This is a genomic window from Bacillus sp. B2-WWTP-C-10-Post-4, from assembly GCF_009183805.1.
Classification (GTDB): Bacteria; Bacillota; Bacilli; order Bacillales; family Bacillaceae_G; genus Bacillus_A; species Bacillus_A cereus.
The window spans coordinates 1-5,471 of sequence record NZ_WEII01000176.1 but is presented as its reverse complement, the minus strand read 5'-3'; the positions used below and the strand labels follow the sequence as shown (position 1 = coordinate 5,471).

The following is a 5,471-nucleotide window of genomic DNA, read 5'->3' as shown; positions in this document are numbered from 1 at the left end:
GATATATGGATATATGAATATAAAGAAGCAAAAGCAGGAATATCCAATGAATTTTGAGAGGTGTTATATGTTTACAAATAAGAAATTAATTCGATTTGGTTTATCGTTGTTTGTATTTTTAGGGATAATTAATTTTACAATCAGCTATTTCCAAACATATCTTGAAACAGCAGCAGATATTAAATGGGTAATTCCAGAAATTTGGAAAACTATTTTGCTAGATGTTCCTCAAGGGATACTTGTTCTTTTAGGCGCAATTGCTTTATATGATTTCACAAAAGAGGCATCAAAAAAAGACGCATCAATCTAAGTGTGTCTTTTTTTAATTAACAATTTCATAGAGAGCTTTGCTGGAGAAATAGAATGAAAAGCCCTAATTAGGGCTTTTTTTGTTGGAATTTCTTAACCGTCATAGAAACCGGTCACTTGGAGGTGTTATAGCGAAAGCCATTTACAGTATAGAAAAATCTAAGCAGCAGACGGAAATATATAGGATATGGCATCATAATTGTTGAGAAATTAATTGAACTTAGTAAGTATGAAGATATGACGCTAGAATTCATATTTTTTAATTTTTATTTATCCCGCTATTTGCCGGGCAGTAAGCCCCCCACCTCAAAATTCAGCGGAAGCAAAGAAGTTAGGTAGGGGATGAACAAAACCCCACTGATTAAAGTTTCACTTTATAAAAATGAGCCCATAGTAAAAATAGGTATATGAACAAGGTGCATCATCTAGTGATAAGTCATACTTTGTTGGTGTACGTATTGAACTTAGTTTATAGTATTGTGTGCTACTTCTACTTAGATTTAACGAACAGAAATATAGGAAAGCGTCGAAAGGTTTAAAGTTAATAAACGGAGGTCATGAAAATGAATCAGTTTCAACAAGAACTACAAGCGTTAAGCCTTAATGATTACCAGTCTGGAAATGTTGTGTATTGGGACCAGCAAAACCAATATCCATATTACTATATTGAAGATGCTGCTCGCCGCTGTGGTGGTTGTGGTCGCTGTGGCGGTTGTGGTCGTTGTGGCGGTTGTGCAGGTCGCTGTGGTGGATTTCGTTGTTTTGGTTGCTTCGGTTGTTTTGGTTGTTTTAGTTGTGGCGGTTGTGGAAGCTGTGGTAGTTGCTCTAATTGTTTTAATGGTACTTCTGATGCTATTGTAATATATGAATATTGACTACGAATATTCATATAAAATATTAGCTTTATATATGTACATGTCGACAAAGAATATAGCACCATCGCTAGTGGATATATTCAATCATTCAAGTAAAAGAGTAACTCGTACCTTACTCTTTGTTCATATAGTATAGGATTGTTAGCGGAAATCCAAGACTCTTTATATTGAGAAATCAAGAAGAATCATCTTAAAGAGTCTTATCTTTTTTTCATACATTAAAGAGAAGCTAGCAAAAGCTAACTACTCGACCCTGGGTATGAAGGGAATAAGAAACTGTACTTTTTTATAGACAGAATATTTCGTTTTGTTGAAGAGGTGGATATTCGTATTTTTCAATAAACGAAACTATCTATGTAATATTTAAAAGTTTATAAGAGTGAAACGAGGTATAGGTGGTATGGATAAAAAGAATACTAGGGTTGTTAGGGTTTTTATAGCAAGTCCATTTTTTAATGATGAACAACTTAACAGGGTAAAAAGACTAGAAAATGCGCTTAGTAACAATCCTTTTGTTGCAGATATTTTTTCAGCCAGGTTTTATCAACATGAACATTTAACTTTTGGATCTATGGAGTGGAGAACTGCAGTTTTTCATAATGATTTAAAATATTTAAGAAGAGCGGATGTAGTAGTGGTAATTCATGACTTTGTGAATGGATGTGTAGATAGTGGTACGGCTTTTGAAATTGGTTATGCATATGTATTTCAAAAGCCTATTATTTTGATAAAAGAAAAAGAAAGCATACCTAATCTTATGTTAGTCGAAAGCTTACATGCCTATCTGACAAATGTAGAAGATATTGCCACGTATGATTTCATTAATATGCCACGTATTCCATATAAAGGGCCACTGGAGTAAATTGAAGCAGCATAACATTCCTTTTTGTATAGCGCTTTACCTCAACGAATTTCATTTCATTCCCTTTGTAAAGGATAATATCTTTTCCACCATCATTAGAACCAGAAGTAACCTGAACTTTATAACCAAGAGAGCAAAAGAAGTCGGCTACAAAGTATTGAAATTCTCTTGGATCCATTACTTCTAAATGACTTCGCAAAATATTCCTACCTCTTTATAAAAAAGTACTAGATTTTTCTGTTATTTTTTCGCTTGTATAGGCAAACTCCTTCTTTCTAGATTATATACCTTTATCAAGACCACGAGGAATACCGAGTGGAATCAAGGTCATCAAGAGGGAAGAGCGCGCGTATGCGTTGGCAATATTCACATTTGAATGAAACACCTTACCTGTATCCATCAAAAGAATTAAGAATTAAGTATAAGGGTTCTAGTGGAAAAAAGAAACAAATGCAATTGTGGATCACATGGAAAGACATGAGGTTTTCAATAATCGTGAGTATAAAGGTTATTACCGTTTATCAAACGATATAATGGATGATTTATATGAGGATGAAGTGTTTGATTGGGGAGATGTCATCAATGAGTATCAGCCGGTTATGACTTCTAAGGGGTTACAACTTATTCGAAAAGAGGGATTCAAATGACAATCGTAGGTGAAGCGGTAGTGGTATGGACGGCAACTAGCTTGTCAGTAATTACGATGAAGGTCGCAGAAAAAATAGAGAAGAGTGTTCCACGTTAGCTTCCACGTATGACTATGTACACAACGCTAACAGGCTCGTTCTTGTATATTCTACGTTATGTGCTTTTCGTGTTTCTATAAGGGAATACCGATATGGAATTGTAGGACATTTACTGGTATTTGATATAGAACATGTATGGGAGTCTTCCGAAAATAAGGGATATATACCCTTATAAAGGGTATATGGGGAGTTGAGAAAATGCTTGAATTACTACTCGTTCCAGCTGCAGGTTTAACAGTTGCCAGTGAAAACAGAAGCGAAAAAAATAATAGGATAGTGAAAAGAGGTATTGACCATACATATTATGTATGGTCAATACCTCTTTTATAATCTTTTGTAAAATTATTGTAAATCACAAATACAATACGTAACTAATATTGTATAATCTGAATGTGATACATTTATGATTTATAAGGGTGATATGTATGAAAATTTCTTTTAACTTTTATCAGAGTCATGTCATTAATATATAAGTCGGATAAGCGGTATTTGCTTCTCTTTTAAATAATTAAATTATGTGATGATACTTTAGTTTTTTGAGATCAAGAAAAATGAAGAAAGGAAGTAATCATTTTATGGAAAAATTAAAGTTGTTAACATTTGAAAATATAGTAGAGCCCCTTTTAAATGAAAAGGTATCATTTATATACTTTCCTATTGAATGGCTGGACATCGTAGAGATACATTATAAGACGTTTTTATTAACGAGTAAGTTGAAACGTTTGAATGAAAGATTATATGATATGTTTTCGGATATATTGTTTATTCAGCATAATCCGTACGTATTAAATGAAAATATACCATGGATTGTATCAAAAGAACCTATTAAACAAGAGCAACTCGATTATATTTTTCAAAGTTGGTATGAGATTATTCATGATTGGAAGCCAAATAGATTAGTAGAACCACCAAAATATGAATGGCAATCCGATTTGATTTCTAATTTGCCAGTACTACATGATAATGAAACGTATTCTAAGTGGGTACCCGCTTTAATCTCACATATTTTTTGTGAGCGTCCTATATATTTAGAAAATACAAATGAAGAAGAAATCTATTTTTCTCCTCTTAGATCACAAAATATTTGTGAGGCGATGTCAGAGCCGATAAAAGATGAAAAAACACAAGATTTTTTCTCCTATGTATATCGATTCCAATGCATAACCCGCGGTGGTGAGAACGCTCCATTATTAAATATTTCAATAGGGATTCGGAGATTTTATCAAGAATATAAGATGATAGGTCAAACAAACCTTGATATGACAACGTTTGTTTGACTTTTTTTGATGAAATGCAAACATTTTGCAAACATAGGTTATCCAAAGATACTTTTACCGAAGTTTTTAACTGCTTCTTCCTGCATATTCGGTAAAACATGAGAATAGACACTTAATGTCATTGAAATATCTGTATGGCCTAATCGCTCACTGATGATTTTAGGGTTAACTCCTTGTTTCAATAGTAGAGTTGCGTGTGTATGTCTTAAATCATGGAATTTAATTTCTTTTATACCTACTTTGTGTGTCATCCTAATGAAACTTTTTCTGAAATGTGCTCTTTTTATGATTCTTCCAAACTCATTACAATTTATTAAATCTTGATCTAGATAAGCAGAACCAAACCTTAATTTCTCTTTATTGATTAAAATTTTATGTTTTTTTAAGGCTGTTATTGTTTCATTAGGTACAGGAATTGTGCGTTTTGATGAATTTGTTTTTGCAGTTTTTTTGATTTTATTATCATGACCAGATGTTTGATTTATTGTAACAGTATGTTTTTCAAAATCAATGTCCTGCCATCGTAAACCTAGAACTTCTCCCAGACGCATACCTGTAGTTATTGCAAGTAGATATCCAATGTGATATCGTGATTCTTGTGAATGAACTAAAAACTTTTTTACTTCTGCCTCTGTCCAAGTCTGGATAGGGGTTTTTTCTTTTTTAGGTATCTCAGCAAAATCTGCTGGATTTCGAGAAATAACATTTTGTTTTACGGCAAGGTTTAAAGCGCTCTTTAAAATTCTATGCATAAGCAGAATAGAATTATTTGCAATCCCTTTATCTATCGCAGTCTTATAACATTTTTGAATGTGTATAACATTTAATTTATGGAGCGCAACCATTCCTATACTAGGTATAACATGTTGGTTGATAAATGCCTTATAGCCAGCAAAGGTACTCTTTTCTATGCTCATACTTTTAATTTCTAGCCAATGATTTAGATAATCCTTTAACGTAACTTTAGATGGTTCTATAAAAGTTCCTTCATTCAACTCTGTAATCTTCTTTGCCACATCGGCTTGTGCTTCCTTTTTTGTCTTATATCCAGAAAACCACTTCTGTCTTCTTTTTCCTGTCTCTGGATCAGGACCGATATCAATAACGATACAGTATTTATTTCCTCTTTTTCGAATATGTCCTTTCACTTAAAACACTCCTTCATTTGTTTTGAATCATGTTGTATAAGTCTGGTTGTAATTTTGCTGCTATGAAAATTACATAGTTGGACATATCAGCGATGGATATATTTTACCATATATGAACAGAATTGATTATTTAATATATTGGTTGTTTTTTACAAAAGTTAATTTTATAAAAGAATTTTGTATATTTAAGGAAATATTTTTATTTAAAATATTTTATTTGGAATAGTACATCTTGTATATATCATATTTTGTAC

At 32.5% G+C, this 5,471-nt stretch carries 6 protein-coding genes and 3 pseudogenes; 7 read left to right on the top strand and 2 right to left on the bottom strand.

Annotated features, from left to right (window positions below):
- Positions 1 to 46: 46 nt before the first annotated feature.
- The 3 genes from GBN78_RS28195 (at position 47) to GBN78_RS28185 (ending at position 2,046) form a co-directional block, all read left to right on the top strand.
- Complete coding sequence (locus tag GBN78_RS28195) at positions 47 to 310, top strand: DUF3937 family protein (protein ID WP_002101034.1); 264 nt, start codon at positions 47 to 49, stop codon at positions 308 to 310.
- Between the two features lie 556 nt (positions 311 to 866).
- Positions 867 to 1,184 carry a heterocycloanthracin/sonorensin family bacteriocin gene (locus GBN78_RS28190; protein WP_002006106.1) on the top strand — a complete coding sequence of 106 codons (318 nt, stop codon included), beginning with the start codon at positions 867 to 869 and terminating at the stop codon, positions 1,182 to 1,184.
- A gap of 400 nt (positions 1,185 to 1,584) precedes the next feature.
- On the top strand, positions 1,585 to 2,046 hold the full coding sequence (locus GBN78_RS28185) for a nucleoside 2-deoxyribosyltransferase (RefSeq protein ID WP_000358744.1): 462 nt from the start codon (positions 1,585 to 1,587) through the stop codon (positions 2,044 to 2,046).
- 13 nt (positions 2,047 to 2,059) lie between these two features.
- Here GBN78_RS28185 and GBN78_RS28180 read toward each other — a convergent pair.
- Positions 2,060 to 2,242: pseudogene (locus GBN78_RS28180) on the bottom strand (restriction endonuclease); the annotation flags it as partial.
- Positions 2,243 to 2,397: 155 nt separating this feature from the next.
- On the opposite strand from GBN78_RS28180, the pseudogene GBN78_RS30790 reads away from it, so the two are divergent.
- The 4 genes and pseudogenes from GBN78_RS30790 to GBN78_RS28170 all read left to right on the top strand — a co-directional run bounded on the left by GBN78_RS30790 (position 2,398) and on the right by GBN78_RS28170 (position 4,069).
- Positions 2,398 to 2,693 (top strand): annotated as a pseudogene (locus GBN78_RS30790) (hypothetical protein).
- Positions 2,690 to 2,872 (top strand): annotated as a pseudogene (locus tag GBN78_RS30495) (hypothetical protein). Before GBN78_RS30790 ends, GBN78_RS30495 begins: the two co-directional pseudogenes overlap by 4 nt.
- A gap of 118 nt (positions 2,873 to 2,990) precedes the next feature.
- Positions 2,991 to 3,122, top strand: a complete 132-nt coding sequence (locus tag GBN78_RS30935; RefSeq protein WP_000891530.1) for a hypothetical protein — start codon at positions 2,991 to 2,993, stop codon at positions 3,120 to 3,122.
- 245 nt (positions 3,123 to 3,367) lie between these two features.
- Complete coding sequence (locus GBN78_RS28170) at positions 3,368 to 4,069, top strand: pPIWI_RE module domain-containing protein (RefSeq protein ID WP_000413144.1); 702 nt, start codon at positions 3,368 to 3,370, stop codon at positions 4,067 to 4,069.
- A gap of 38 nt (positions 4,070 to 4,107) precedes the next feature.
- On the opposite strand, the gene GBN78_RS28165 is transcribed toward GBN78_RS28170, so the two are convergent.
- Positions 4,108 to 5,217 (bottom strand): site-specific integrase, encoded by a 1,110-nt coding sequence (locus GBN78_RS28165; RefSeq protein WP_152127953.1) that lies wholly within the window; start codon positions 5,215 to 5,217, stop codon positions 4,108 to 4,110.
- Between the last annotated feature and the right edge of the window lie 254 nt (positions 5,218 to 5,471).